This window comes from Mycolicibacter icosiumassiliensis, from assembly GCF_900078685.2.
Taxonomy (GTDB): domain Bacteria; phylum Actinomycetota; class Actinomycetes; order Mycobacteriales; family Mycobacteriaceae; genus Mycobacterium; species Mycobacterium icosiumassiliensis.
The window spans coordinates 2,147,230-2,171,941 of sequence record NZ_LT546166.1 but is presented as its reverse complement, the minus strand read 5'-3'; the positions used below and the strand labels follow the sequence as shown (position 1 = coordinate 2,171,941).

24 protein-coding genes and 3 pseudogenes are annotated in these 24,712 nt (G+C 66.4%); 13 read left to right on the top strand and 14 right to left on the bottom strand.

Going from position 1 to position 24,712, the window contains the following annotated elements; all coding sequences use genetic code 11:
- The first annotated feature begins 173 nt into the window (after positions 1 to 173).
- Positions 174 to 1,604, top strand: coding sequence for an MFS transporter (locus BN4346_RS34250; protein WP_067971668.1), 1,431 nt, complete (start codon positions 174 to 176; stop codon positions 1,602 to 1,604).
- Between the two features lie 152 nt (positions 1,605 to 1,756).
- Here the strand turns inward: BN4346_RS34250 and fdxA are convergent, their stop codons facing one another.
- Together fdxA and BN4346_RS34240 are read right to left on the bottom strand one after the other, a co-directional pair.
- Positions 1,757 to 2,092 carry a ferredoxin gene (fdxA, locus tag BN4346_RS34245; RefSeq protein ID WP_067971667.1) on the bottom strand — a complete coding sequence of 112 codons (336 nt, stop codon included), beginning with the start codon at positions 2,090 to 2,092 and terminating at the stop codon, positions 1,757 to 1,759.
- A gap of 67 nt (positions 2,093 to 2,159) precedes the next feature.
- Entirely contained in the window at positions 2,160 to 3,515 is a 1,356-nt protein-coding gene (locus tag BN4346_RS34240) for an FAD-dependent oxidoreductase (protein ID WP_067971666.1), read from the bottom strand.
- A 481-nt stretch (positions 3,516 to 3,996) separates the two neighbouring features.
- Here BN4346_RS34240 and BN4346_RS34235 point away from each other — a divergent pair.
- Positions 3,997 to 4,776: pseudogene (locus BN4346_RS34235) on the top strand (LysR family transcriptional regulator); the annotation flags it as partial.
- On the opposite strand, the gene BN4346_RS34230 reads toward BN4346_RS34235, so the two are convergent.
- A protein-coding gene (locus BN4346_RS34230; protein WP_407695076.1) for an IS5 family transposase occupies positions 4,774 to 5,671 on the bottom strand; the annotation gives its coding sequence in 2 pieces (ribosomal slippage) (positions 4,774 to 5,287 and positions 5,286 to 5,671; 900 coding nt in all). The pseudogene BN4346_RS34235 and the gene BN4346_RS34230 sit on opposite strands and share 3 nt — an antisense overlap.
- Positions 5,672 to 5,718: 47 nt before the next feature.
- Here BN4346_RS34230 and BN4346_RS48440 point away from each other — a divergent pair.
- Positions 5,719 to 5,892, top strand: a pseudogene (locus BN4346_RS48440) (LysR family transcriptional regulator); the annotation flags it as partial.
- A gap of 54 nt (positions 5,893 to 5,946) precedes the next feature.
- Here BN4346_RS48440 and BN4346_RS34225 read toward each other — a convergent pair.
- The 4 genes from BN4346_RS34225 to BN4346_RS49900 form a co-directional block, all read right to left on the bottom strand.
- Positions 5,947 to 6,681, bottom strand: a complete 735-nt coding sequence (locus tag BN4346_RS34225) for a sirohydrochlorin chelatase (RefSeq protein ID WP_067971654.1) — start codon at positions 6,679 to 6,681, stop codon at positions 5,947 to 5,949.
- The gene (locus BN4346_RS34220) at positions 6,660 to 7,391 is read right to left on the bottom strand and encodes a phosphoadenylyl-sulfate reductase (RefSeq protein ID WP_067971646.1); all 732 of its coding nucleotides are present in this window, start codon (positions 7,389 to 7,391) and stop codon (positions 6,660 to 6,662) included. Before BN4346_RS34220 ends, BN4346_RS34225 begins: the two co-directional genes overlap by 22 nt.
- Positions 7,388 to 9,067 carry a nitrite/sulfite reductase gene (locus tag BN4346_RS34215; protein WP_067971643.1) on the bottom strand — a complete coding sequence of 560 codons (1,680 nt, stop codon included), beginning with the start codon at positions 9,065 to 9,067 and terminating at the stop codon, positions 7,388 to 7,390. The genes BN4346_RS34220 and BN4346_RS34215 overlap by 4 nt, the downstream gene beginning before the upstream one ends.
- Before the next feature lie 116 nt (positions 9,068 to 9,183).
- Entirely contained in the window at positions 9,184 to 9,354 is a 171-nt protein-coding gene (locus tag BN4346_RS49900; protein WP_407695075.1) for an Ms4527A family Cys-rich leader peptide, read from the bottom strand.
- A 118-nt stretch (positions 9,355 to 9,472) separates the two neighbouring features.
- On the opposite strand from BN4346_RS49900, the gene BN4346_RS34210 reads away from it, so the two are divergent.
- Genes BN4346_RS34210 through hemW form a run of 3 tightly spaced genes read left to right on the top strand, consistent with a single transcriptional unit; the run spans position 9,473 to position 11,637 of the window.
- Positions 9,473 to 10,012: a hypothetical protein gene (locus BN4346_RS34210; protein WP_235653620.1), complete on the top strand. Its 540-nt coding sequence runs from the start codon at positions 9,473 to 9,475 to the stop codon at positions 10,010 to 10,012.
- Positions 10,009 to 10,404: a transglycosylase family protein gene (locus tag BN4346_RS34205; RefSeq protein ID WP_067971640.1), complete on the top strand. Its 396-nt coding sequence runs from the start codon at positions 10,009 to 10,011 to the stop codon at positions 10,402 to 10,404. The genes BN4346_RS34210 and BN4346_RS34205 overlap by 4 nt, the downstream gene beginning before the upstream one ends.
- Before the next feature lie 51 nt (positions 10,405 to 10,455).
- Complete coding sequence (gene hemW / locus BN4346_RS34200; protein WP_067971637.1) at positions 10,456 to 11,637, top strand: radical SAM family heme chaperone HemW; 1,182 nt, start codon at positions 10,456 to 10,458, stop codon at positions 11,635 to 11,637.
- A 6-nt stretch (positions 11,638 to 11,643) separates the two neighbouring features.
- On the opposite strand, the gene BN4346_RS34195 is transcribed toward hemW, so the two are convergent.
- Positions 11,644 to 11,913 carry a hypothetical protein gene (locus BN4346_RS34195; RefSeq protein ID WP_067972404.1) on the bottom strand — a complete coding sequence of 90 codons (270 nt, stop codon included), beginning with the start codon at positions 11,911 to 11,913 and terminating at the stop codon, positions 11,644 to 11,646.
- A gap of 515 nt (positions 11,914 to 12,428) precedes the next feature.
- Here BN4346_RS34195 and BN4346_RS34190 point away from each other — a divergent pair.
- The 4 genes from BN4346_RS34190 (at position 12,429) to BN4346_RS34175 (ending at position 15,683) form a co-directional block, all read left to right on the top strand.
- Positions 12,429 to 13,454: a Rieske 2Fe-2S domain-containing protein gene (locus BN4346_RS34190; protein ID WP_067971635.1), complete on the top strand. Its 1,026-nt coding sequence runs from the start codon at positions 12,429 to 12,431 to the stop codon at positions 13,452 to 13,454.
- Positions 13,451 to 13,939 carry a hemerythrin domain-containing protein gene (locus tag BN4346_RS34185; RefSeq protein WP_067971632.1) on the top strand — a complete coding sequence of 163 codons (489 nt, stop codon included), beginning with the start codon at positions 13,451 to 13,453 and terminating at the stop codon, positions 13,937 to 13,939. Before BN4346_RS34190 ends, BN4346_RS34185 begins: the two co-directional genes overlap by 4 nt.
- Before the next feature lie 57 nt (positions 13,940 to 13,996).
- Positions 13,997 to 15,343 carry a salicylate synthase gene (locus tag BN4346_RS34180; protein ID WP_067971629.1) on the top strand — a complete coding sequence of 449 codons (1,347 nt, stop codon included), beginning with the start codon at positions 13,997 to 13,999 and terminating at the stop codon, positions 15,341 to 15,343.
- A gap of 70 nt (positions 15,344 to 15,413) precedes the next feature.
- The gene (locus BN4346_RS34175; RefSeq protein ID WP_067971626.1) at positions 15,414 to 15,683 is read left to right on the top strand and encodes a metal-sensitive transcriptional regulator; all 270 of its coding nucleotides are present in this window, start codon (positions 15,414 to 15,416) and stop codon (positions 15,681 to 15,683) included.
- A gap of 17 nt (positions 15,684 to 15,700) precedes the next feature.
- On the opposite strand, the gene BN4346_RS34170 is transcribed toward BN4346_RS34175, so the two are convergent.
- From BN4346_RS34170 to BN4346_RS34150, 5 genes are all read right to left on the bottom strand, one after another.
- Positions 15,701 to 16,597, bottom strand: a complete 897-nt coding sequence (locus BN4346_RS34170) for a MerR family transcriptional regulator (RefSeq protein ID WP_067971623.1) — start codon at positions 16,595 to 16,597, stop codon at positions 15,701 to 15,703.
- Entirely contained in the window at positions 16,594 to 18,060 is a 1,467-nt protein-coding gene (locus BN4346_RS34165) for a flavin-containing monooxygenase (protein WP_067971619.1), read from the bottom strand. The genes BN4346_RS34170 and BN4346_RS34165 overlap by 4 nt, the downstream gene beginning before the upstream one ends.
- A gap of 1 nt (position 18,061) precedes the next feature.
- On the bottom strand, positions 18,062 to 18,982 hold the full coding sequence (locus tag BN4346_RS34160; RefSeq protein WP_067971617.1) for a reductase: 921 nt from the start codon (positions 18,980 to 18,982) through the stop codon (positions 18,062 to 18,064).
- Between the two features lie 11 nt (positions 18,983 to 18,993).
- Positions 18,994 to 19,851, bottom strand: a complete 858-nt coding sequence (locus BN4346_RS34155; RefSeq protein WP_067971614.1) for an SDR family NAD(P)-dependent oxidoreductase — start codon at positions 19,849 to 19,851, stop codon at positions 18,994 to 18,996.
- A gap of 147 nt (positions 19,852 to 19,998) precedes the next feature.
- Positions 19,999 to 20,928, bottom strand: a complete 930-nt coding sequence (locus tag BN4346_RS34150; protein ID WP_067971612.1) for a hypothetical protein — start codon at positions 20,926 to 20,928, stop codon at positions 19,999 to 20,001.
- A 170-nt stretch (positions 20,929 to 21,098) separates the two neighbouring features.
- On the opposite strand from BN4346_RS34150, the pseudogene BN4346_RS34145 reads away from it, so the two are divergent.
- The 3 genes and pseudogenes from BN4346_RS34145 to mbtN all read left to right on the top strand — a co-directional run.
- A pseudogene (locus BN4346_RS34145) lies at positions 21,099 to 21,362 on the top strand (acyl carrier protein); the annotation flags it as partial.
- A complete protein-coding gene (gene mbtM / locus BN4346_RS34140) occupies positions 21,359 to 22,945 on the top strand; it encodes a long-chain-fatty acid--ACP ligase MbtM (RefSeq protein WP_067971610.1) in 1,587 nt (528 codons plus the stop codon). The pseudogene BN4346_RS34145 and the gene mbtM, both read left to right, overlap by 4 nt.
- Before the next feature lie 11 nt (positions 22,946 to 22,956).
- Positions 22,957 to 24,114, top strand: coding sequence for a mycobactin biosynthesis acyl-ACP dehydrogenase MbtN (gene mbtN / locus BN4346_RS34135; protein ID WP_407695134.1), 1,158 nt, complete (start codon positions 22,957 to 22,959; stop codon positions 24,112 to 24,114).
- Here the strand turns inward: mbtN and BN4346_RS34130 are convergent.
- Positions 24,075 to 24,704 carry a GNAT family N-acetyltransferase gene (locus BN4346_RS34130; protein ID WP_067971604.1) on the bottom strand — a complete coding sequence of 210 codons (630 nt, stop codon included), beginning with the start codon at positions 24,702 to 24,704 and terminating at the stop codon, positions 24,075 to 24,077. The genes mbtN and BN4346_RS34130 overlap by 40 nt on opposite strands.
- Positions 24,705 to 24,712: the final 8 nt, after the last annotated feature.

The window sequence follows — 24,712 nt, the reverse complement described above, 5'->3', positions numbered from 1 at the left end:
TGTATTCTCCCCCTGGCCATGCCGCTGCCCGCGTCGTTCGCTGATTTTTGGTTGCAACGGTGGCCGATTTATCCCGGCGCATATCTACCGCTAATTCACAGCAACCGGGAGGAAAAGTCAAAGGTCGTGCGATTAGCGTACGTGACGGCGAATTTTAATCATCAGGAGTTTATATGGGCCACCGGATCGTTGATTGGAACCCCGAGGACGTCGCGGCATGGGAGGGCGGCAATAATAGGATCGCCCGGCGAAACCTGCTGTGCATGATGGCGGCCGACCATGTGGCCTTCTCCATCTGGGCGCTTTGGTCGGTGATGGTGCTGTTCATGCCGGCCTCGGTGTACGGCTTCACCCCGGCCGACAAACTGCTGCTGGGCGCCACCGCCACGTTGTCCGGGGCGTGCCTGCGTATCCCCTACACGTTGGGCATCGCGCGGTGGGGCGGCCGCAATTGGACGGTATTTGCGGCGCTGGTGCTGCTGATCCCCACCGCGGGCACGATCGTGCTGTTGGCGCATCCCGGTCTGCCGTTGTGGATGTATGTGGTGTGCGCCGCACTGACCGGGTGCGGTGGCGCGAACTACGCCGGGTCGTTGGCCAATGTCAACGCCTTCTACCCGCAGCGGCGTAAAGGTTCGGCGCTGGGCCTCAGCGCCGGCATCGGCAATCTGGGTGTGGCGTTCGTGCAGGTGGTGGGGCTGGTCGTGCTAGCGCTGGCCGGGAACCGCGAACCGTACTGGGTATGTGCGGTCTACCTGGTGTTGCTGGTGGTGGTGGCGATCGTGGCCGCGCTGTTCATGGACAACCTGGAGCACGGCATCGAAGTCCAAACCCTGAGGTCGGTGATGGTCGAGCCCGACACCTGGGTGCTCGCGCTGCTGTATGTCGGCACCTTCGGCACCTTCATCGGGTTCTCCTTCGCGTTTGCCCAGGTGCTGCAGATCAACTTCGTCGCCGGCGGACAAAGCGCGGCGGAAGCGTCGCTGCACGCCGCTGAATTCGCTTTCGTCGGCCCGCTGCTGGGTGCGCTGTCTCGGATTTACGGTGGTCGGCTGGCGGACCGGTTCGGTGGGGGCCGGGTCACCTTGGGCGTGTTTGTCGTGATGGTCGCAACAACTACGGTTTTGGCCGCGGTCAGCACGCATAGCGACCACACCTCCGGCGGCCCGACCGCCACCACCATGGTCGCCTACATCGGTTGCCTGCTGGTGTTGTTCTTCATGGCCGGGCTCGGCAAGGGGTCGGTGTTCAAGCTGATCCCCGCGGTCATCGAGGCACGCAGCCATACCCGCGGGCTCCCCGACGAGGCTGAACGCCGCCACTGGTCACGCAATATGTCCGGCGCGTTGATCGGGTTCGCCGCGGCGGCCGGGGCGTTTGGCGGTGTGCTGGTCAATTTGGTGCTTCGCCAGTCGTACCAGAGCACCGGGACCGACACCGCGGCATTCTGGATCTTCGCGGCGATCTATGTCGGCGCAGGGATCATCACCTGGACGATGTATGTGCGCCGTCCCTACTCGGGTTGGTCGACGGTCCCGGCGGTGGCGCTGCCGGCCGAGCCTGAACTTGTCGGATCGTCGGCGACAAAACAAGTCGAAATCTGATGCGGGCGAAGAGATTTACGGCCTCAACGTAGCGGGTGTTCGGGTCGTGAAGCACCAGGCCGGGGGCGGGCGTGGGCGGCACAGGCTGTTGCGATCTGGTCGCGGTTGCCCCCGCCCGGCCCGGTCACGGCGCTGGGTCAGGAATCCACCGTCTACGGCACCACGTTCGTCTCGGTGTTGTTCGGCAGGGCCCGAACAACACTCGGGTCGCTTTCGGTGACCCCAATTTTCGATGCGCCGCCCGGTGAGCCGAGCTCGGCGAAGAAGTCCTGATTGATCTGTTGGTACTCACTCCACTGCTCTGGCACATCATCTTCGTGGTAGATGGCCTGGACCGGGCACACCGGCTCGCAGGCCCCGCAGTCGACGCATTCGTCGGGCTGGATATAGAGCATCCGAGTGCCCTGATAGATGCAGTCGACCGGGCATTCGTCGATGCAGGCTTTGTCGTTGACATCGACACACGGTTCGGTGATCACATAGGCCATGGCTGTCTCCTCGTCGGTGGTTGGGGATCTGGGTTGGGTAACCGATACGGCAGTGCGCTGGAACCGATCACGCGTGGCCAACGCGCAGCAGCTCGGCCAGGCTGGACAGCTTGACGCGGGGTCGGCCGCGCCGTACACCTGCCGATCGTTCGTGTTCGTCTATGCGCTGCCAGTGCGTGTCGGTGATCAGGTTGGGCTGGCAGGCGGCAAGCCATCGGCCCAACTTCTCGGCACGCTCGCTACCCCGGTCGGCCGGCCGCGGGTGCTGGGCGTTGCTGAGGTCCGCGATGAGGGTGGCGACGGTGTCTTGGGAGTCTTTTTTGTTGGTGCCGATGACGCCGGATGGACCGCGTTTGATCCACCCGACGACATACTCGTTGGAGCTACCCGCCACCCGTCCGTCCTGGTGCGGAATGGTTCCCCGGTCGGTGTCGAACGGCAGCCCGGGTACTGCGATACCGCGATAGCCGACCGCCCGTACCACCAGTTGGGCGGGTAACTCTTCGCGCTCACCGGTGTCCTTGGCCAATACCCGCCCGCTATCGCTGGTGACCAGCTCGTTACGGCCCAACAGGATCTGTTCGACTTTCGATGCGCCCGAGATCGCGATCGGAGAACTGAGGAATCGCAAGACGATACGGCGGTTGCCTGGGTGCGCCGTGCGTGTCGCGTAGTCGCGCAACACCTTCATATTCTGTGATGCGGTCTTTCCGGCTGCGGCGACTTCCTCATCGCTGATATCCGCCAGCTGCTCGGGATTGACCACGATATCGACCCCGTCCAGTTCACCGAGCTCACGCAATTCCATTGTGGTGAAGGCGCTTTGCAATGGTCCGCGTCGGCCGATGATCACCACCTCCCGCACCCCGCGGGCCCGCAGTGATGTCAGGGCATGGTCGGCGATGTCGGTGCGGGCCAGCGCGTCGGGATCGGTGACCAGGATGCGGGCCACATCGATCGCGACATTGCCGTTACCCACCACTACGGCCCGGCCGGTCGAGAGGTCAGGGGCCATGTCGCAGCAGTGCGGGTGCCCGTTGTACCAGCCGACGAAATCGACCGCGGCCACGCTGCCCGGTAACTGTTCACCGGGGATGCCCAAGGCGCGGTCCGACTGAGCCCCGACCGCGTAGATGACCGCGTCGTAGTGGACCGACAATTCGACTGCGCTGACGTGTTCGCCCACCATGACATTGCCGAAGAAACGGAAGCGTGGGTCGGAGGCGGTCTGCTCGAACGTCCTGGTGATCGATTTGATCTTGGGGTGATCGGGCGCAACACCCGATCGCACCAGGCCCCACGGCGTCGGCAGCATTTCGATCATGTCAACTGCGATGTCGACGGTGGTGACCTTCAGCATGGCTGCGGCGGCAAAGAATGCGGAGGGACCGGACCCCACGATCGCGACGTGATACCGGCTCATTGTTCGTGCCTGCCGAGGGCCATGCCGCGGTGGTGACCTATCGCGCAGGGCCCCGGGTTGGCGTAGGTGTGCTCGCTGGTGGTCATACATCGATGGTGCTTGCCGTGCCGGGTTCTAGACTAGGGGCTTGGCTGTTGTGGAGTCACAACACGGCATTGTGGCTTCCGGGATGCCAGAACCGCCGGGAACTTTCGAACACCCGCAAATCAAGTGTGTATCCACTGTGAGTGCGATTCTGAAATGTCGCACCGGGTTGGCTGTCGCGGGCAATGTTCAACGAGGTGTCATGGTTAGCCCTCCTCGGGAGACTAATGTCGAAAAATGTTGCATTGCAACGGTTTTTGGTCAGTGAGAGGCGGCCGGGTTTGAAGGCTGCGCTCACCGGGCGCCGGGCGCAGTCGCATCGCGGCCGCCAAGACGGCTGTTTCAGTGTCCCGTTTGTCGAGATCTCTGCAACGCTGGTTCCGTAGCATGAATGACCATGGCGCTGAGTCCCCGCGTACCCGAATTGGTTTCCTTTGAAATCTTTCAGGCGATCGCTGAAAGCGGCAGTCTCAGTGGAGCAGCCCGCGAATTGGGACTGACCCAGCAGGCCGTCTCGGCCAGGCTGGCTTCAATGGAGGTGCAGATCGGGGTGGCGTTGGCTGTCCGGACACCGCGTGGCACCGAACTCACTCCCGCCGGTGTGGTTGTCGCCGAATGGGCCTCCCGGTTGCTTGAGGTCGCCCATCACGTTGATGCGGGTTTGCGCTCGCTTCGATCGGAAAGTCGTCAGCGAATCACGGTTGTGGCGAGCCAGACAATCGCCGAGCAGCTCGTGCCGCGCTGGTTGGTGTCGTTACAGGCCGCCGCGGCGCGCTTCGGCGGCGTCACGCCCGAAGTGATCTTGACAGCGACCAACAGTGAGCAGGCAATCGCTTCGGTTCGTGATAGCAGCGCCGACTTGGGTTTTGTCGAGAATCCGGGAATTCCGACCGGACTGGGCAGTTGTGTGGTGGCGCGTGACGATCTGGTGGTGGTGGTTCGTCCGGATCACAAATGGGCTCGGCGGTCGCGCCAGGTCAGCCCGCTCGAACTCGCACAAACGCCATTGGTGACCCGCGAACGTCGTTCCGGCATCCGCGATTCACTGACGGTAGCCCTCGGCAATGTCCTGAGCGAGGGGGTCGAGCAGGCCCCACCCGTGCTGGAATTGACGTCGGCGGCGGCCGTGCGCGCCGCGGTCTTGGCCGGGGCGGGCCCGGCCGTGATGAGTCGACTAGGGCGTGTCTGACAAATGCGGTAGCCAGAGGGTGATTGCGCGCAGGACCGCTGCGCCGCGGTAGACCAGGGCGAGTTTGTCGTAGCGGGTGGCCAGCCCACGCCATTGCTTGACGGTGTTGAAGTTGCGTTCAACAACATTGCGGCCCTTGTAATCGTCGGCGTCGAAGGCCGGTGGTCGCCCGCCGGCCGAGCCACGGCGCTGGCGATTGGCGACCTGGTTCGATGGCTCCGGTATCACCGCACCGATGCGGCGTCGCCGCAGCATGGTGCGGATCGCGCGACTGGAATACGCCTTATCGCCGCGGACGCGATCAGGGCGGGTGCGGGACCGGCCACCACCGCAGCGGTCAACTTTCAGGTGAGCGAGCAAATGCCCCAACACCGGGCCATCGTGGGATTGGCCAGCACCCACCAGTACCACCAGCGGCCGGCCGCGGCCATCAACGAGATGATGGATCTTGCTGGTCAACCCACCGCGGGAGCGGCCAATGCCGTGGTCAGGCGGCTCGATCGTCAGATTCTTGTAATTCGACCCAGCCCCCTGTGTCACGGGTGATGTTCGTGGCGTGCTGATGGGCGCGGGCGATCGTGGAATCCACCGACACCGCCCAGTCGATCACCCCGGCCTCATCGGCAGCAGCCAGCAAACGCGCCAGCACCCGATCCCACGTACCGTCGCCGCTCATCCGACGGTGCCAGGTCCAAATCGTCTGCCATCGCCCGAACACCTCGGGCACATCCCGCCAGGCGATCCCGCACCGATACCGGTAGATGATGCCCTCCACCATCTTCCGGGCATCCTGAAAAGGCCTGCCCCGCTTACCCGTCCGCACGGGAAGCAAGTCTTCAATCAACAACCACTGCGCATCGGTGAGCAACTGAAACCGCGACATACTGAAAAGCTTCAGCCACAACACCCGAAATATTTGTCAGACACGCCCTAGCCGTGTCTGATGATCTCGCCGTTGGACGTCTGCGCGCTGTCGTCATCCCTCAACTTGACCTTCATCGGAAGCTCCGCGCCATCTGGGTCGGCGGACGCACCCCGCCGGCCGGGCCAATTCGAGATCTGCTCAGTCACATCGGCGCGCTCGCAGGCTCACCGCGCGGGTAGGGGCACCCTGGCGATCGGCCGTCCAAACCCCGGTTGGCGGGCCGCTACCGGCGCTTAGGCCGCGACCTGCTCGTGCGCTAGCGCGTCTTCGGCGCGGTCTAGCACGGTGGCGGCCACTAGGCGGTGTGCGCCGAGTGGCTCGGCTATTGGGATGCCGGCGTGTGCGGCGTAGGTGGCGAGTCGGTCGGTGATTGTGCCGTGGGCCAGGAACCACGGGGCGATCATCAGTTTGGTGGCGCCGCGTGCCCGCAGGCGTTCGACGGCTTCGGGCACTGATGGTTGGGGTCCGTCGGTGGCGAAGGCGACTTCTACTCCGGCCCAATGTGTTCGGTGGGACAGGGGTGCGGCGATGGTGGCGGTCTGTGCGTTGGCTGTCGGGTGCGAGGAGCCCACGGCGACCACCACCACGCCGAGTTCTGGGTCGAATCGCGAGGCGCCGGCGCTGGTCAGGCGTTCGCCGAGAACTTGTACCAGGCGGCTGTCTTCGCCCAGCGTGGGAGCGACCCGTACGTCAGCGCCGGCTTCTGCGATCATCGCTGGGATATCGATGCGGGCGTGGTAGGCGCTGGCTAGCAGCAGCGGGACGACGATGGTGTCGCCGGTGCTCTGGTGCAGCACGTCGCGCAGGTTCGGGGTGTTGTGTTCGCAGAACGCCACTCGCACGGTGTATTCGGGTGCTACCCGGCGTAGGTGACCGGCGATCGCACCGGTGTTGGCCGCCGAGCGTGGATCCCGGCTGCCGTGTGCGGTGAGCACCAGTGTGGTGGTCACGAGGCGTGCAGCCCGCATTCGGTTTTGGCTAGGCCGGCCCAGCGTCCGCTGCGCGGATCGGCGCCGGCCGCTGGCTTGATGGTGCATGGCGCGCAGCCGATCGACGGGTAGCCCTCATCGATCAGTGGGTTGACCAGCACGTTGTTGGCGACGATGTAGTCGTCCATGTCGTCGTCGGTCCACGCGGCCAGCGGATTGATCTTCACCAGCCCGAACTGGTCGTCGTAGCTGATCAGCGGGGCATTGGCACGCGTCGGCGCTTCCACCCGGCGCAGCCCGGTCACCCACGCCGAGTAGCCGCGCAGCGTGCGGGACAGCGGCTCGACCTTGCGCAGCCGGCAGCACAACGCCGGATTGGACCCGAACAGGTCCTTGCCCTGGGCCGCGTCCTGCTGCGCCACGGTCTGCTCCGGGGTGACGTTGACCAACGCGATGTCATACATCGCCTCCACCGCGTCGCGGGTGCCGATGGTCTCGGCGAAGTGGTAGCCGGTGTCGAGGAACAGCACCGGCACACCCGGGCGCACCTTGGCCGCCAGATCAACCAATACCGCGTCGGCCATGTTGGACGCCACGACATAGTTACAGGTTGCGCCACCTCGTGGGCCGTTCACCCCGCCGAAGTTCGCATCCGTCCACTCCAACAGCTCGGTGGCGCTGGCGCCGTCGAGCTCGGCCGCACCCTTGGCGGCCAGCTCACGCAACTCCGCTTCGCTGTGCGGCCTCATCGCAGATCGTCTTCTTCGGCACGCACCGCCCACTGGGCGAAACGCTCACCGGCGCTGCGCTGTTTGATGAAGTTGCGCATGACCCGCTCGATGTAGTCGCCGAGGTCATCGCTGTAGACCTTGTGCTGACGCAGCTTTCGGCCGAACCCACTGTCGGCGCCCAGGCTGCCGCCGAGGTGCACCTGGAAGCCGGGGACCGAATTGCCCTCGCCGTCGTCGATCATCTGGCCCTTGAACCCGATGTCGGCCACCTGGATACGAGCGCACGAGTTCGGGCACCCGTTGATGTTGACCGTGACCGGCACGTCCAGGACGGCGTTCAGGTCGTCGAGGCGTTGCTCGAGTTCGGGGACCAGGCTCTGAGCCCGCACTCGGGTCTCCACGAACGACAGCTTGCAGAACTCCAGGCCGGTGCAGGCCATCAAATTGCGCCGCCAGGCCGACGGGTTGGCCGGCAGACCCAGCGCGTCCAGTTCGCCGGTCAGCCAGTCCAGCTTCTCGTCGGGGACATCGAGGATGAGCAGCTTCTGGTGGGTGGTGAATCGGGCCCGGTCCGAACCGACCTGCTCCATCAGCTCGGCCACCTTGACCAGCGTCTGGCCGCTGACCCGTCCGGAGATCGGTGCCACCCCGACCGCGTTGAGGCCGTTGCGGGTGCGCTGGACCCCGACGTGGTCGATCGGGGCGGTCGGCTTCTCCGGCGCCGGGCCGTCGAGCAGCGGGCGCTTGAGGTACTCCTGTTCGAGAACTTCCCTAAACTTTTCAATGCCCCAGTCCTTGACCAGGAACTTCAACCGGGCCTTGGAACGCAGCCGGCGGTAACCATAGTCGCGGTACAAGCTGGTGACGGCTTCCCAGACGTCGGGCACCTCGTCCAACGGCACCCAGGCGCCGAGCCGCTGAGCCAGCATCGGGTTGGTCGACAGCCCGCCGCCGACCCACAGGTCCAGGCCGGGCCCGTGCTCGGGGTGGTTGACCCCGATGAAGGAGATGTCGTTGACCTCGTGGGCGACGTCCTGCAGGCCGGAGACGGCGGTCTTGAACTTGCGCGGCAGGTTGGCGAATTCCGGGTTGCCGATGTAGCGGCGGATGATCTCGTCGAGGGCGGGCGACGGGTCGAGCACCTCGTCGAGGGATTCACCGGCCAGCGGGGAACCCAGCATGGCGCGCGGGCAGTCGCCGCAGGCTTCGATGGTCTGCAGGCCGACCGCGGCCAGCCGGTCCCAGATCTCCGGCACCTTCTCGATCTCGATCCAGTGGTACTGCACGTTCTGGCGGTCGGAGATGTCGGCGGTGTTGTGGGCGAAGTCGACGGAGATCTGACCTAGCGTCCGCATCGCGGCGGCCGACAGCGCCTTGCCGTCGCAGCGCACCCGCATCATGAAGTACTTGGCCTCCAGCAGATCGGCGTTCTCATCGCCGGTGAAGGTGCCGTCATAGCCCTGCTCGCGCTGGGTGTACAGCCCCATCCAGCGGAAACGCCCGCGCAGGTCGTCTTTGGTGATGGCGTCGAACCCCTGCTTGGAGTACACATCGATGATCCGGGCCTGCACGTTCAGCGCCGGGTCTTCCTGCTTGAACTGCTCGTTGTGGTTGACCGGTTCGGTCTCGCCGAGCGCCCACTGGGCCTCGCTGCGCTTGGCTCGGCTCGGGGGAGCAGTCGGAGTGGCGGTCATGGGTTCTCCTTCAAAGAGGAGCCGGCGGGATTGAGCGCGGTTCACCGGCGACTGTCTCCGGCGGCGGCGCAGGTCCGGCGGCCAGCTGGAAAATACAGGTGGGCGGCTCTACGACGTCAAGGCAGACAGCGACAGCTGCAAACACGCTTGAAATCGATATGCCGCCGAGCCACCAAGGCAACCCCGGACGAGGTGCAGTAGGCGGCGGTCACAGGGCCAATTATGCCATGGATGCCAAAAATCTTCCTTACCGGCGCAAAGTTGTGATCAGCGTGAGCAAAACTCATCTGGTGCTCGATGCTACGTCGGTCGGGCCGGGGGAGCGGATCGGAACGGCTCGGGGGCGACGCACCCCGGCGCCGGGCCGCCGCAAACGGACAGCCGATCGGAAGGCGGGTGGGATAGGTGAGTGTCGACTTCGGATGGGAATCGGCGTGGGAACCACTGCCGGTGGCCGACCCGCCACCGCGCAGGAGCGGCCGCGCCCAGCTGCGCCGCTGGCTGGCCGTGGCAACGCTAGCGGCCACCATCGGTTGCGGCGGATGGCTGGCGGCCCAGCACTACCAAACCCACCTCGCCGGTGATCAGGCCGTGCAGGCGGCGGAGGCATATGTGTTGCGGTTGAGCAATATCGACGCCGACAACATCGATCGCAATTTCGCCGACATCACCGACGGATCAACCGGCCAGTTCCGGACCATGCATACCCGTTCCAGCGTGAGCTTGCGTCAGCAACTGATCGACAACCGGGCGACCGCGCGCGGGCACGTTGCCGAGGCGGTGCTGAAATCCGTCGACCGCAACCACGCCGTGGTGGTGTTGTTGGTTGACCAGGCGGTTCGCAATGCCGACAACCCCGAACCCGTGCTCGACCACAGCCGGATCCGAATGACCATGGACAAGGTCGACGGCCGCTGGCTGGCCAGCAAGGTGGAGTTGATATGAGGAAGTTCACAGCGCTGACGGCGGGCGTGTTGCTGGTCGGCGCCGCCGAACTGTCCGGCGCGGCCGGCGCCGAACCGATCGACTGGGAGGCCATCGCCCTCTGCGAGTCTGGCGGGAACTGGTCGGCCGACACCGGTGACGGCGGCTACGGCGGGCTGCAGATCAGCGCAGCGACGTGGGCCGACAACGGTGGGGTTGGATTGCCTTCGCAGGCGTCCCCGCAGCAGCAGATTGACGTCGCCCAACGCATCATGGCCAGCGAGGGTCCCGGAGCATGGCCGACCTGTGCGTCCCGCGGCGACGCTGCGGCGAGCGCGCCGGTCGGTTCGCTGACGCACTATCTGATGGCCCTTTACCAGGACGCCGAAGGTTTCGGCGCACAAGCCGACTAGACGCTTGCGGTAACCGGCGCCGACCGCTGTGCCGTGGGATGATCGGGCCCCATGACACCCACCCTCAGCGCGGTCGAGCTGCCCGAGGCGGCGCCGGCCCGGCCTGGCGCCCAAGGCCCGTTCGGGGTGTATGTGCACGTGCCGTTCTGTTTCACCCGGTGCGGTTACTGCGACTTCAACACCTACACCCCGGCGGAGCTCGGCGGCGCAAACCCCGACGCCTGGGTGGCAGCGCTGGACCGGGAGCTGGAACTGGCCGCGGCCCGGCTGGGCGGCCAGCGGGCCGAAACGGTTTTCGTTGGAGGCGGTACGCCGTCGTTGCTGGGCGGGGCGCGGCTGGCGCGCGTGCTTGACCAGGTCCGCGAGCACTTCGGATTGGCCGATGACGCCGAGGTCACCACCGAGGCGAACCCGGAGTCCACGTCGCCGGAGTTCTTCGAGTCGATCCGAGCCGCCGGCTACACCCGGGTGTCGCTGGGCATGCAGTCGGTGTCGCCGCGCGTGCTGGCAACCCTGGACCGCATCCATTCGCCGGGCCGGCCGGTGGCGGCCGCGCGCGAGGCGCGGGCCGCCGGCTTCGAACATCTCAACATCGACCTGATCTACGGCACCCCCGGCGAGGCGGATGACGATCTGCTGCGCTCGGTGGACGCCGCGCTGGAGGCGGGCGTGGATCACGTCTCGGCCTACAGCCTGATCGTCGAGGACGGCACCGCGTTGGCCCGTCGGGTGCGGCGCGGAGAACTGCCCGCCCCCGAGGGCGATGTGGCGGCGCGTCGCTATGAGCTGATCGACGGCCGGCTGCGGGCGGCCGGGATGGACTGGTACGAGGTGTCCAATTGGAGCCGGCCGGGCGCGGCCTGCCGGCACAACCTGGGCTACTGGAATGGCGGCCGATGGTGGGGTGCGGGGCCGGGCGCGCACAGCTACGACGGTGCGCTGCGCTGGTGGAACGTCAAGCACCCCAGCAGCTACGCGCAGCTGCTGGAGCAAGGCGCCCTGCCGGTGGCCGGCTTCGAGGAACTCTCCGTCGCCGACCGGCACACCGAGGACGTGATGTTGCGACTGCGGATGCGTGACGGGCTGGCGCTGGCGGCTCTGGATGCCTCGGAGCGCGAGCGCGCCTCGACCGCGGTTACCGACGGACTGCTGCACATCGACGGTGAGCGGCTGGTGTTGACCGACCGCGGTCGGCTGCTGGCCGACGCGGTCGTCCGTGCGCTGCTCGGCTAGCGCGGTTCAGCGGCGAAACCGCCGGCCGCTGTCCCAGCTGCCGCAGATGCCGTTGAGGCAGCCGTGGCCGAAGCCGCCTTGCCCCGGGATGAAGCCGCCGCAACCCTGCCAGTTGGCGTCGTGGCCGCAGCCGCTGCCACCCCCGTTGCCGTCCGGGCCGCCAGAACCGTGCGGTTGGGCGACCGCGGTCTGCCCTGGCGTGCCCGCCGATCCGGCCATCAGCATCACGCCTGTCGGGGCAACAGCGATTGCCGCGGCGGCGGTCGCTACGAACATCGATCCCACGAGTTTGCGAATACTTAGCATGACTCCATAGTCCACGGGGGTGCCGTTGCTGCCAACCGTTGTGTGAGGACTGATACCGAATTGTGAACGCCTGTAACACATCACTGCGATCCGGTCGCGGGGGTCGGCATCACTGATGCGATGGCCGGTCTCAAGGGTACGAACGAAACCGCAGATGCGGGAAAGGCGATACGGCAACCGGTCGGCGTCTTACTCGTAAAACTCGTTGTCAACATACTCACAGCAATCTTGTCTTGGTGTTGTCAGGTCGGCCGTTCGGGCCGCCGAATGGCGGCTTATTCCACCGTTATTGCAATGGTGAATAACCGATTTCGTGCAGACTTCAAGTGTCGCGTCGGCGCAGGCCGCATCAAGGGTCGGGCACAACCAGCAATATCGTAATCCGTTACTTGTAGGGAATCGTATATGCGGATACGCTGCCGGTTGTAACTCCGCAAACAAGGGCCAAATCACGGCGTAGCCGGGGCAGATGGAGGATCGACGGGATGGCAGTTCAACGGGCGCGAGACGCCGCGGACCGGGCACACGGAGCCGGCGGGCGAGTGCTGGAAATTCTGGGACGACAGGAGTGGATGGACCGGCCCAGCTACCGGCTGGAGAACGTGCTGAGCTTCGGGTTCAATGCCTTCGGCGGGGCCCGGGACCGGGTGGCCAACTTCTTGAACGGCGTGTGGCTGGGGCACCCGGTGCATCCGCCGTTGGCATCGCTGACCACCGGTGCCATTGCGACGACCGTCGCCCTGGATGCGCTGAGTCTGTTGCCGAGCAAGTCCGCGACGGAGGTCCTTGACGCGTCCCGATTCGCCCAGCGCGCTCTGGGGCTGGGGATCGCGGCCAATTTCGCGTCAGCGGCCACTGGGGTGACCGACTGGCAGCACACCCACGACAAGGACCGGCGTATCGGACTGGTGCACGGCGTGCTGAATCTCGTTGCCACGGGCCTGTACATCCAGTCCTGGCGAGACCGGCGCCGTGGGCGGCAGTTGCGGGGCATCGTGACCAGTGCGGTCGGCTACGGCATCACCTCCGCCAGTGGATTCCTGGGCGGCGCGCTGGTGTTCGGCTCCGGAATCGGCATCGACCAATCCGGTGATCGGCTGCGCATCGACGCCTGGACGCCGGTGCTTCCAGAGGCGGACCTTCCGGTCGGCAAGAAGCCCAAGCGCATCGACGTCGACGGCGTCGCGGTGGTGCTCTGCCGCAACGGCGACAGTGTCTCGGCGTTCGCCGGATTGTGCCCGCACTTGGCCGCGCCGATGGAAGACGGCTGGGTCGACCGCGGCCGGATCGTGTGCCCTTGGCACGGCTCGCAGTTCGACGTGGAAACGGGTGCGGTTCTGCGCGGGCCGTCTGCCGCTCCGCTGCCCCGCTACCAGGCGCGGGTGCGCGACGGAATGGTCGAGCTGCGCGACGCCGGGCTGACACCGCTTGGTGAAGGCCGGGTCAAGTATCTCGCCCCGCAGGCCCTCCAGTGCCCAGAAATTGCTACCGAGAAGGAGATTGCACAGTGAGCAACGCCTATGACGTGCTACGTGCCCACCACAATGTGCTGCGCGGGTTGGGCTCCCGGTTCAAGGCAGCCCCGGTCGGATCCGCGGAACGGCAGCAGACTCTCGATGAACTGCTGCGGGAGTTCACCATCCACATGCGGATCGAGGACGACATCTACTATCCGGCGCTGGCGGCCGCCAGCAAGCTGATCGCGATCGCGCACGCCGAGCACCGGCAGATCTACGACCAGCTCGCGGTGGCGTTGCGGACACCGGCCAGCTCTCCTCGCCACGTCGACGAGTGGAACTCCTTCCTCACGGTCCTGGAGGCCCACGCCGACGAAGAGGAGCGCGACCTGGTGCCCCCGCCGGCGCCGGTAGACCTGTCGGACAGCGAGTTGGAGGACCTGGGCAATCGGATGGCCGCGGAGATGGAGCGGCAGCGCAATTCCAAGTTCGAGCAGTTGCACGTCAAGGCGCGAACAGCGCTGCTGAAGGCGTTCTGAGCAGGTTCGCGGGGCGAGGCGCACGTCACTTAGTAGGTTAGGCTACATTTACTAATCGTGGCCGAGGTCGGTGTCGAAACAGTCTCCGAAACTGCGTTGTCGGTGCCGTTGCCGCCCGGCGTGGAGCCGGCCGATCTCGCGGCCGCACTGGCCGCGGAACTGCCGGAACATGACGGCCAGGAGTACCTGCTCTACGAGCGTGGCGAAAGCTGGACCCTGGCGGTCGGCGTGCGCGCTGCCGTCGAGCTGGACAGTGATGAGTTACGCACGGTCCGCGACGGGGTGGTTCGTCGTGAACACTGGCGGGGTCGGCCGGCCGCAGTGCTCGGCGAGGCGGTGGACCGGCTACTGCTCGAGGCCGCCGAGGTATTTGGCTGGGTGGCTTTCGAATTCGGCACTTACCGATTCGGGCTGCAAGGCCGGTTGGCGCCGGGTACCGCGCTGGCCCGGGTGTTCTGGCCGCAGACCCGCATCGTCGTCACTGCTGCGAAGGTCGAGCTGTTCGGCCACAGTGACCGCGCAGTCGCGGTGCTGGAGCGGCTGTTGGCCGACGGGGTTCCCGCGCTCGCCGAGCCGTCGGCGGTTGTGGTTGACGCCGACGGTGCCGGCTATCGCGATCGGGTGGGGACCGCGGTCGAGGAGATCCGCGCCGGCAGCTACCGCAAGGTGATCCTGTCGCGCTGTGTCGACGTCCCGTTCGCCTTGGATTTCCCGTCGACCTATCGGCTGGGCCGGCGTCACAACACTCCGGCTCGGTCATTCTTGTTGCGGCTGGGCGGGATCCGGGCGCTCGGATACAGCCCGGAGCTGGTGACCGAGGTGCGCGGCGACGGTGTGGTGGTCACCGAGCCGCTAGCCGGGACGCGTGCCCGCACCGGGGATCCCGCGATCGACACGGCGGTTCGCGCCGAGCTGGAATCCGATGCCAAGGAGATTGTGGAGCACGCGATCTCGGTGCGCACCTCGGTGGAGGAGATCACCGAGATCGCCGAGCCCGGCAGTACCGTCGTCGCCGACTTCATGACCGTGCGGGAGCGGGGGAGCGTCCAGCACCTGGGGTCGACGGTGCGCGGGCGGCTGTATCCCGCCCGGGACCGGATGGATGCCCTGGAGGCGCTGTTCCCAGCGGTCACTGCGTCGGGGATTCCCAAATCGGCCGGAATCGACGCCATTCTGCGGCTCGACGAGTGCCCACGAGGGCTGTACTCCGGTGCGGTGGTGATGTTCTCGGCCGACGGCGGGCTGGATGCGGCGTTGACGCTGCGGGCGGCCTACGAGGGCGGCGGGCGCTGCTGGTTGCGGGCCGGAGCGGGCGTCATTGCCGAGTCGCGGCCCGAGCGGGAATTCGAGGAGACCTGCGAGAAACTGGCCACCCTGGCGCCGTATCTGATCGCCCACCGCTGAATCTGCCGCCCCGCCCCCAGGGTGAGATACCCTATAGGGTATAACAGGCGGCTCGGGGAGAGGACCTCACGTGCTTGATAACGAAGACAGCGTCAAGTCGGTGTTGAACCGGCTGCGCCGTGCGCACGGCCAGCTCGCCGGGGTAATCGCGATGATCGAGGGCGGACGCGACTGTAAGGATGTGGTCACCCAGCTTGCCGCGGTCTCGCGGGCGCTGGACCGGGCGGGTTTCAAAATAGTCGCGAGTGGGCTTCGCGAATGCCTGGCCGGTGAATCCGCCACCGGCAAAGCGCCGCTCTCCGAAGACGAGCTCGAGAAGCTGTTCCTCGCCCTAGCCTAAAGCGATCCAACGCGGAGTCAGTGCAGTAGCGACTCGGTGAGCAGGCCGCTGACCATCGACTCAATGGTCGATTCGATCGACGAGGCCAGGGTGGCGGTGACGGAGGCGACGGCCTGGGTGCGAAACCGCACCAGCATGCCGATCAGCTCGGCGATCTCGGTGTCGGGCGGCAGGGGTGCACCGGGCTGGATCCGGGTCAGAACGTGCTCGGCGCCGGCTCGCACCAACATCTGGCTGATCGCGTCGATGTGCGGCAATGACTGCTCGTAGAGGTCGATGAGCTTGTCGATGGCGATGCCGTAGCCGCGGACCTCGTTGAACGCATCGATCAGTTTGGGCCGGGTAATGGTGGCCAGGGAGTCGGCCTCGCTGAGCCGGATCACCCCGAGCGCCACCAGTCGCTGCATCGCCGGCGGATCGCCGATTCGCCGCTCGGCCTCGGCACGTGGCATGGTCTCGGGCCGCTCGGTGGTCCAGCTACCGGCGATCGCGCTTTCCAGTCCCAGGATGTCGCCGAGGTCCTTGCCCTGCTCCCAGGCGCCGATCATCTCTTTGACGTGCGCGATGGTGTAGCCGCGGTCGAGCATTGAGGTGATCAGCCGCAGCCGGGTCAGGTGGGTGTCGTTGTACAACGCGATCCGCCCGACCCGTCGCGGCGGCGGCAGCAGATCCCGGTCCCGGTATACCCGCACGTTGCGGGTGGTGGTGCCGCCCAATCGGGCCAGGTCGTCGATCCGGTACTCCCGCGATGCCGTGTTGCCGCCCGGGTGACGCACCACGATCTCGAAGAGCTGCGTCACCGCGGCCTCGATCACCTCGCGGGACTCGCGCCGCACCCGGCGGGGAACTCGCCGCAGATTCGCCAGCACCCCGGCGATGGAGTCGGGCTTGGCGGGACGATCCGGTGCGGTCATGCCACCGCGTGATAGTCGGTGAGGCGGAAATTGCGCATCTGCCGAAGATACTGCGTAGCGAACCCCGGGTACATCGACGCGTTAAAACCGTCTTCGGTCAGATACCAGCTGCGACAGCCCGACATCCAGGTCGTCTTGCCCAGTCGCCGCTGAATCTGCTTGTTGTGGCGGCGTTGCACATCGTCACGCACATCCAGATAGCGCAGGCTTCCGCCGCGGATCGCGCCGACGGCACGCACCACGTAGTCGATCTGCCCTTCGACGTAGACCAGCAGCGAATTGTGGCCCGGCCCGGAGTTGGGGCCGGTCATGAAGAACAGGTTCGGGTAGCCGTGTGCCTGAATGCTCTTGAAGGCCTGGGCGCCGCGGGTCCACTCGTCGGCCAACGCCCTGCCGCCGAGCCCGGTGACCGGAAACGGTGGGCCGGTCAGGTGCACGTCGTAGCCGGTTGCGAAGACGATGGCGTCGAGGTGGTGCTCCACGCCGTCGCTGGTGCGGATGCCGGCTGGGCTCATGGCGGCGATCGGCCAGTCGATCAGCTTGCAGTTGTCGCGTTGCAGCGCGGGATAGTAGTCACTGGAGACCAGCATGCGTTTGCAACCGGGGGTGAAGTCCGGGGTGAGCTGACGGCGCAGCCAGGGATCTTTGACGGTAGCCCGCAGGTGGGCTTTGCCCAGCTGGGCCACCAGGCTGCTCAGCGGGGTGTTCCACACCAGCGCGGTGGCGCTGGCCTCGTGCCCCCAGAACAGTGCTTGGCGGGCGAGCTGCTGGGCGGCGGGGACTTTGGCGAACAGCTCTTGTACCACCGGCGGCATGGCCACATCCAGTCGTGGGATCACCCAGCCGGGGGTGCGCTGGAAGACCTTGACGAAGCCGGCTTGCTTGACCAACTCCGGGATGATCTGCACCGCGCTGGCGCCGGTGCCGACGACCGCAACCTTCTTGTCGGTGAAGTCGTAGTCGTGATCCCAACGGGCGCTGTGGATTTTGTGGCCGGTGTAGGTGTCCAGGCCGCGGATGGCGGGGAAGCTGGAGTCGGGTAGTGGGCCCGCCGCCAGCACCACGGTGCGGGCCCGAAATTTCTTGCGTCCCGCCGACACGGTCCACGCCCCGGTGTCTTCGTCGAACGCCAACCCGGTGACCTCGGTGCCGAACCGGATGTGGCGGCGCAGGTCGAACCAGTCCACCATGTCCTCGATGTGCGCATAGATCTCGCTGGCCGACGGATAGGCCCGCGACCAGCCGGGATTGGCGACGAACGAGAAGGAATACAGCAGCGACGGAATGTCGCAGGCCGCACCGGGATAGCGGGTGTCGCGCCAGGTTCCACCGACCCGGTCGCTGCGCTCCAGGATCACGATCTCGTCGTCGCCGATGCCGGCTTCGGCCAGCTTGATCGCCGCACCGATCCCGCTGAACCCGGCGCCCACGATCAGCGTCTGGTAGACGGGTGCGCGCGCCACCTCAGGCCGCCGGCTCGTGGGTCAGCTCTTTGAACCAGCTCGGGATCGGCTTGAGCAGCCGCTTGGGATAGAAGCCGGACAGCCACACCGCCGGATTGGCCAGCAGGTGATACGGGCTGTCCGGGTTGGCCATCCAGCCCGAGTAGCGCTTGACCACCTGATAGGCCGGCACCCGCCGGGCGTGTTCGCCGCGTTCGCCGAACTGTGTGAAACGCATCAGCGCCGAGTAGAGCCGCTGGGGGTCCAATCCCATGCCGATCACCTCGTTGCGGATCCGGTTAAGTAGCGGGATCGAGATGAGCGCGCCCACGATCAGCGACGGCGAGGCGACGGTGCCGACGAACTCGATCGCCAGCCTGCGGGCGTCGGCGTGCCCGATCATCTCCAACACCTCGAAATCGACGGCGATATGCCGAGATTCGTCGTTGTTGATCTTCTCGAACACCTGATGGCAGACCGGGTCGTCGACCTCGTCGAGCAGGAACTTCAGCAGCGCCCCGTCGAGTGCGACCTCCAGCATCGGGATCACCGTGCCCAGCACCGACAGCGGCAAATCGTCGGAGTAGTCGTCCAGCCATTGCATCGCCAGCCGGATGTTGACGTTGGGCTCGGGTATTTCGCCGTCGTCGAGCATGCCCCAGCGCTTCATCAGCGCCAGCTCGGCGTTGGCGTGGCGTTGCTCCTCGGCGTGGAAGTACCGGTAGATCTCGGCCAGCGTCGAGGTGGGCGCCTTGCGTGCCATGGCCGCGAAGCCGCGGGCGCCGATGTTCTCGATCCAGCACAGGTCGGCCATGAATTTCTTGAGCTTGGGGGCCATCTCGGGGCGGATCAGCTCGGCTCCCGGTGCGTCCCAGTCGATATCGGCCAGCGCCCACTGCCGATCCTTGATCTTGGTGAGCATGACGTCCATGTCGAGAGCCATCTGCTTCTCCTTCAGTCGGTCCGTCCTGGCAATGCCGCACTGGCACGAAATGCCAGCCCGATGGTCCGGGTGAACGTCTCCGGCGCGAAACGTTTGATGTTCCAGCCGATCTTGGCGTCCAGCTGCGGCATGCAATACAGGCCACCGCGGTCGTGGGTGTCCAGGCAGTCGCGGGCAACGCGCCCGGCCGAGAGCCCGGTCCAGCGCATCAACCGGTTCGCTGCCTCGCTGGATTGGGCGGTGATCCGGCCGGATTCGACGATGTTGGTCTTGACAAAGGTCGGGCACAGCACCGTGACACCGATTCCGGTACCGGACAGCTCGGCCGCCAAGGTCTCCGACAGCGACAGCACGCCGGCCTTGCTGACGTTGTAGGCCGCCATGTCCGGAGCGGCGCCGAACGATGCGGCGGAAGCGACGTTGATGATGCCGCGGGGTTGCTCGAGGCCCGCCGCACGCAGGATCGGGGTGAAGACGTGGCAGCCGTGGATCGGGCCCCACAGGTTGATGCCCAGCGTCCAGTTCCAGTCGTCCAGCGACAGGGTGCCGATCGGCTGCCCGCCGGCGCCGACGCCGGCGTTGTTGATCACCAGGGTGGGCGGGTGGCCGAACCAGGACTGCGCGGCGTCGGCCAGCGCGGTAACCTCGTCGAGCTGCGAGACGTCGCAGTGCACGGCGGTGGCCCGACCGCCCGCGCCCGCGATGGTCTCGACGGTGCGCTGGGCGGCGTCATCGTTGATGTCGCTGCAGACCACGGCGCTGCCGCGGCGGGCGAGTTCGATGGCGAATGCGGCTCCGATACCGCTCCCGGCGCCGGTGACGACGGCGGAAGCCCCATGGCTGCGTTTGGGCGATCGGCCAAGGATCATGTGACTGAGTCAACAGTCAATGGTGCCATTAGTCAATGGCATTGTTTTGAGCCGGGCTCGGGCCTGCTAGGGGCCCGAACCCGGCTCTGGTGCTGCGCGAGCGCTGGGGTCGCCAGCGCTCGCGCGAGACCGGTGGTGCGGTACTACTTAGTTGAACAGCCCGCCGAGCCAGCCCAGGTCCAGCAGGCTGGCGTCGGCCGCCGACGAACCCGGGTCGACATCCACGTCCGGCACCGGGATGGTCGAGGTGAGCGCGTCGGCGAACTTCTCCGGCAGGAAGTCGAGGAAGTAGGAGACGGTGCCCTTCTCGGTAAGCAGGCCCCACCACTGGCCGGTGTCTTCGCCGGTGTCGGAGTCCCAGGTGATGTAGCCGTTGAGCAGTGCGTCGAACGGGTCCTGCGCCACGTGTTCCACACCGTCGGGCACGCCGGTCAGATTTTCTGACAACGCGAACATGAAGCCGATGAGCGGTTCCGTCAGGTACTTGGCGGAGGTCTTCCAGAAGCTGAAGTCGCCGAAGATCTCCTGTACGGCCGCCCAGACATTGGTCAGGTCGGCGCCGATGCCGAACACGCCGGGCACGAATTCGCCGGTGCCACGCACGGTGTGGTCGAAGAGCGGCTGGAAGATGTTGTTCATGTCGAACAACATGTCCCAGTTGATCAGGTTCCAGGCATTGGTGAAGTCACCCTGCTGAAGGAACTCCATGACCTGCGGGAGGATGTTCTCCAGGCCCTTGACCGCGCCACCGCCGGACCACATGATTTCGAGGCCGTTCAGCACGCCGTCGAAGCTGTTGCTGACGGTCTGGCCGTAGTAGCTGCCCAGGTCACCCAGGGCCGAGAAGACCGGGCTCGGGCCGGTGAGCAGGTCCATCAGGTGGTCGAGGTTCTCGCCAGTGGTGGCGGTGAGTTCGACGGCGGGCTGGTGGGCGACAGCGCCGATCATCGGGGCGACCGGGTTGACGGCGATCACGCCGGCGCTGGCCAGGGCGATTCCGGCTGCCAGGAGCCCCGTGGCCCGGGCGGTCGACGCGGTGCCGGGATCGGTCGATCCTGCGGCGATTGCGAGCTGCATTGTTTCTCCTTATCGTGTCCTCATCTGATGTGAGGTTCCTGTCTATGTGGAACGATGGCTAACGTTAACCATGAGAGCAAACAGCAGGCAAGCCTAGCCTTAGTCTAAGTGTCGGGAGTCACAAGATAGGGCAAGCTAACCTTAGTTAGGGGTTTGGTGTAGCGTCCCTCAACATGAGCGCTTCATCCCCCGATGCCATCAACAATGCGCTGCGTGAGATCTTGCGAGACGACCTGCAGGTCGATCTGGGCCGCGTGACTCCGGAGTCGCGGCTGGTGGACGACGTCGGCCTCGATTCCGTGGCCTTCGCCATCGGCATGGTCGCCATTGAGGATCGGCTGGGTGTAGCGCTGTCCGAGGAAGACCTGTTGAACTGCGACACGGTCGGGGACCTTGAGGCCGCCATCCGGGCGAAAGCCCCCGCCGACGCGTGAGTGTGCTGGCCAGCGCCCTGACCCGGGCGATGACCGGGTCGGAGCACGACCTGGTGGTCTTCGACGCCGACGCCGGAGCATGGAATCGTCACCCGTGGCAGCAGGTGCACGCCCGGGCCGAAAGCGTGGCTGCCCGGATCCTGGACGGCGATGATGACGGGGCCGTAGGGCTGGTCGGTGAGCCGAACGCAGATTTGGTCGCCGCGATTCAGGGCGCCTGGTTGGCCGGCCGCAGCGTGTCGATCCTGCCCGGACCGGTCCGCGGCGCCGACCCCCAGCACTGGGCACAGGCAACCCTGGATCGCTTCCACGGCGTTGGTGTCCGCACGGTGCTGAGCCACGGACCGGTGTTGGACCTGCTGCGCGCCCAGGAGAGCGGTCGGCTTCTGGCGGTGGCCGATGTTGCGGCCGCCGCCGGCGCCGGTCGTTCGGTCAACCGGGTCAGCGCCGACGCCGACGTGCCCGCGGTATTGCAGGGCACCGCCGGGTCCACCGGCACCCCGCGCACCGCCCAGCTCTCACCGGCCGCGGTGCTGGCAAACGTCGCTGGCTTGAGCCAGCACGTCGGGGTGGAGCCGGCGGACGATGTCGGCTGCAGCTGGCTGCCGCTGTACCACGACATGGGGCTGACCTTCCTGCTCAGCGCGGCACTGACCGGCTCGGAACAGTGGTTGGCGCCCACCGCGGCATTCGCCGCCTCGCCGTTTCGCTGGTTGAGCTGGCTGCACGACAGCCGGGCCACCATGACCGCCGCACCCAATTTCGCCTACGGCGTGATCGGCAAATATGCCCGACGAGTCCCCGACGTGGACCTGGGCCGGCTGCGGGTCGCGATCAACGGGGGCGAACCGGTCGACTGCGCGGGACTGGAGCGATTCGTCACCGAACTCGGCAAGTTCGGCCTGAACCCCGGTGCACTGATGCCGTCCTACGGCTTGGCCGAGGCCACCTGTGCGGTGACCGCGCCACGGCCGGGCACCGGTCTGCAATACGACGAAATTGCCGACGCGGCAGGCGATGACGCCAAGGCCGTGCGCCGGCATGCGGTGCTCGGCGAGCCGATTCCCGGGATGCAGGTCCGCATCAGTCCGGTGGCCGAACGCCACGAGCAGCTACCGCAACGCGAAGTCGGTGAGATCGAGATCCGCGGAACCTCGATGATGTCGGGCTACCTCGGCCAGCCGGCGCAAGACCCGGACGCCTGGTTTGGCACCGGCGACCTCGGCTACTTCACCGACGCCGGCCTGGTGGTCTGTGGCCGGGCCAAAGAGATCATCTCGATCGCCGGCCGCAATGTGTTTCCCACCGAGATCGAGCGGGTGGCCGCCGAAGTGCGTGGGGTCCGTGAGGGTGCAGTGGTGGCGGTCGGCACGGACGGAATCCGCCCGGGGCTGGTGATCGCCGCGGAGTTCCGTGGCCGCGACGAGGCCGGCGCGCGTGCCGACCTGATCTCCCGGGTGGCGTCCCAATGCGGGGTGGTGCCCGCCGATGTGGTGTTCCTGGCACCGGGATCGCTGCCCCGGACATCGTCGGGGAAGCTGCGGCGGCTCGAGGTCAAACGCAACATGGAGGTTATGAAGTGACCGGCTCGGATATCTCGGATCTTGATGCCTACCGCGCTCTGCTCAACGAGGTGTTCGACCAGCAGGTCGTGGAGTGGACGGCCGAAGCCGAGAACAGTGGGCGCTTTCCGCGCAAGCTGATCGAGCATCTCGGCCGGGCGGGAGTCTTCACGCAGAAGTGGGCGGGCGCAGCGCCCACCGATGTGGCCAAACTGCTGGAGTTGGCCTACGCGCTGGGGCGGCTCGGGTCTGCCGGCATCGGAGTCGGTGTGAGCCTGCAGGATTCGTCGATCTCGATTCTGCACCGCTTCGGCCGCTCCGACTACCTGAAGGACATCTGCCAGCGGGCCATTCGCGGCGAAGCGGTGCTGTGCATCGGCGCGTCGGAGGAGTCCGGGGGATCGGACCTGCAGCGTGTGCAGACCGAAGCCCGTTCCGTGCGTGACGGTTTCGAGGTGCGTGGCCGCAAGAAGTTCGTGTCGCTGTCGCCTATCTCCGACCACATCCTGGTGCTGGCGCGCAGCATGGACCACGATGAGAACAGCCGGCACGGCAACGTCCTGATGATTGCGGTGCCGACCGACCAGGTGCAGGTGCACGAGCCGTTCAGCAAGGTCGGGGCCGGGCCGCTGGACACTGCCCCGGTCGACATCGACACCTGGGTGCCCGCCGACGCCCTGATCGCCCGGCCGGGCACCGGGCTGGCCGCCATCTCCTGGGGGCTGGCGCACGAGCGGATGTCGATCGCCGGGCAGGTCGCCTCGTCGTGTCAGAAGGTCCTCGGCATCACCCACGCGCGGATGCTGCACCGCACCCAGTTCGGTGCCACCCTGTTCGAGCATCAGGCGCTGCGGCTGCGGATGGCCGACATGCAGGCCCGCGTCGACCTGCTTCGGCACGGGCTCAACGGATTTGCGGCCGGGGGCAAACTCGACCTGCGGACCTCCGCGGCGATGAAGGTCACCGCGGCGCGGCTGGGCGAAGAGGTGATCGCCGAGTGCATGCACATCTTCGGCGGGACCGGATATCTGGTCGACGAGACACCGCTCGGGCGCTGGTGGCGGGACATGAAGCTGGCCCGGGTAGGCGGCGGCACCGATGAGGTGCTGTGGGAGTTGGTGGCAGCCGGGATGCGTCCCGACTACGACGGCTACGCCGAGTTGTTCGACAGCGGGTCGTCGTCGGGGTAGCGCAGCACTGCGTACAGCGCCATCTTGCGATAACCCATGTCGTGTTCGCCGAGGAAGACGCCGCCGACATATTCGGCCAGCCGGCGCATCGCCGTGTTGCGATACTCGGGTTCGAACATCATCCGCCGGCACTGCGGCTCAAGCTCGAAGACGTAGGACATGATGCGCGGCAGCAGGATTGCCGCGAACCCACGATTGACCACCGTGGTGTCGGCGACGGCGGCGTGAATGCCCAGATCATGCGGGTCGGCCGCGTAGTACTTCGCGATGGAATCCTTTGCCGCCCGGTAGATCTCGATATAGCCGCCGTCTTGTCCGTGCCGACTGACGATCAACGGCCGCGAATAGCTGCCGGTGACTTGGGCGGTGAGGTAGGCGTGCCAGCGCTCCGGTGGCCAGGCGGACTCCCACGTCTGCGCGAGGTGCGGCCGGTTCATCCACTCGGAGATCAGCTCCGCGTCGGCGTCCGGGTCGGCCACCCGGATCTCATACGGTTCGGCCAGCACCGGGATCGGGGGCGGCGGGACGCGGCGGACCTGGTCGGACAGGTCTGTCAGCTCGCGGTGCAGGATGGTTGCGGCGTCTGTCATAACGAGCA

What these genes read in the sequence shown, in the direction of transcription:
- BN4346_RS34250 (WP_067971668.1), top strand. Translation starts at nt 174, where the DNA reads ATGGGCCACCGGATCGTTGATTGGAACCCCGAGGACGTCGCGGCATGG.
- fdxA (WP_067971667.1), bottom strand. Translation starts at nt 2,092, where the DNA reads ATGGCCTATGTGATCACCGAACCGTGTGTCGATGTCAACGACAAAGCC.
- BN4346_RS34240 (WP_067971666.1), bottom strand. Translation starts at nt 3,515, where the DNA reads ATGAGCCGGTATCACGTCGCGATCGTGGGGTCCGGTCCCTCCGCATTC.
- BN4346_RS34225 (WP_067971654.1), bottom strand. Translation starts at nt 6,681, where the DNA reads ATGCGGGCTGCACGCCTCGTGACCACCACACTGGTGCTCACCGCACAC.
- BN4346_RS34220 (WP_067971646.1), bottom strand. Translation starts at nt 7,391, where the DNA reads ATGAGGCCGCACAGCGAAGCGGAGTTGCGTGAGCTGGCCGCCAAGGGT.
- BN4346_RS34215 (WP_067971643.1), bottom strand. Translation starts at nt 9,067, where the DNA reads ATGACCGCCACTCCGACTGCTCCCCCGAGCCGAGCCAAGCGCAGCGAG.
- BN4346_RS49900 (WP_407695075.1), bottom strand. Translation starts at nt 9,354, where the DNA reads ATGAGTTTTGCTCACGCTGATCACAACTTTGCGCCGGTAAGGAAGATT.
- BN4346_RS34205 (WP_067971640.1), top strand. Translation starts at nt 10,009, where the DNA reads ATGAGGAAGTTCACAGCGCTGACGGCGGGCGTGTTGCTGGTCGGCGCC.
- hemW (WP_067971637.1), top strand. Translation starts at nt 10,456, where the DNA reads ATGACACCCACCCTCAGCGCGGTCGAGCTGCCCGAGGCGGCGCCGGCC.
- BN4346_RS34195 (WP_067972404.1), bottom strand. Translation starts at nt 11,913, where the DNA reads ATGTTCGTAGCGACCGCCGCCGCGGCAATCGCTGTTGCCCCGACAGGC.
- BN4346_RS34190 (WP_067971635.1), top strand. Translation starts at nt 12,429, where the DNA reads ATGGCAGTTCAACGGGCGCGAGACGCCGCGGACCGGGCACACGGAGCC.
- BN4346_RS34170 (WP_067971623.1), bottom strand. Translation starts at nt 16,597, where the DNA reads ATGACCGCACCGGATCGTCCCGCCAAGCCCGACTCCATCGCCGGGGTG.
- BN4346_RS34160 (WP_067971617.1), bottom strand. Translation starts at nt 18,982, where the DNA reads ATGGCTCTCGACATGGACGTCATGCTCACCAAGATCAAGGATCGGCAG.
- BN4346_RS34155 (WP_067971614.1), bottom strand. Translation starts at nt 19,851, where the DNA reads ATGATCCTTGGCCGATCGCCCAAACGCAGCCATGGGGCTTCCGCCGTC.
- BN4346_RS34150 (WP_067971612.1), bottom strand. Translation starts at nt 20,928, where the DNA reads ATGCAGCTCGCAATCGCCGCAGGATCGACCGATCCCGGCACCGCGTCG.
- BN4346_RS34130 (WP_067971604.1), bottom strand. Translation starts at nt 24,704, where the DNA reads ATGACAGACGCCGCAACCATCCTGCACCGCGAGCTGACAGACCTGTCC.